At 33.3% G+C, this 423-nt stretch carries 1 protein-coding gene; it reads left to right on the forward strand.

What is annotated here, in order from left to right:
• Positions 1-255, forward strand: a 255-nt coding sequence (locus CHM34_RS19655) for a pepsin/retropepsin-like aspartic protease family protein (protein WP_206093856.1), incomplete at its 5' end; no start/stop codon positions are given.
• Positions 256-423: the final 168 nt, after the last annotated feature.

Consider the following 423-nt stretch of genomic DNA (forward strand, 5'->3'; position numbering starts at 1 on the left):
GTTCAAGATCTTCGATTAGATTCTGGTGATGAGACAACAATATTACCTATGGGTTTGATAGGTAAAGCTTATGTTTATTCTACGACTGATGTTTCATGTGCTTCTACTTCTAAAAGTCATGTTGTTCCTAAAGATAGTAAAAGATCTAAACTTTTTCATATAAGGGTGATTTCAAAGAACACTAAAATTGATACATTGGTAGATAGTAGGTCCCAAGTTAATCTGATTTCAAAGGAAATTGTTAAACAATTATGATTGGAAACTACACCACATAGGAGACCTTATCCATTAGGTTGGGTGTGCAATGATAACAGATTGTGAGTTACTAAGCAATGTAAGTTAAGATTTGCAATAACATCTAAGTTCATAGATGAGGTTGAGTTTGATGTGGTTCCACTTGATATCTATGGTATTGTGTTGGGT

This window comes from Paludifilum halophilum, from assembly GCF_002245355.1.
Lineage (GTDB): Bacteria > Bacillota > Bacilli > Thermoactinomycetales > DSM-45169 > Paludifilum > Paludifilum halophilum.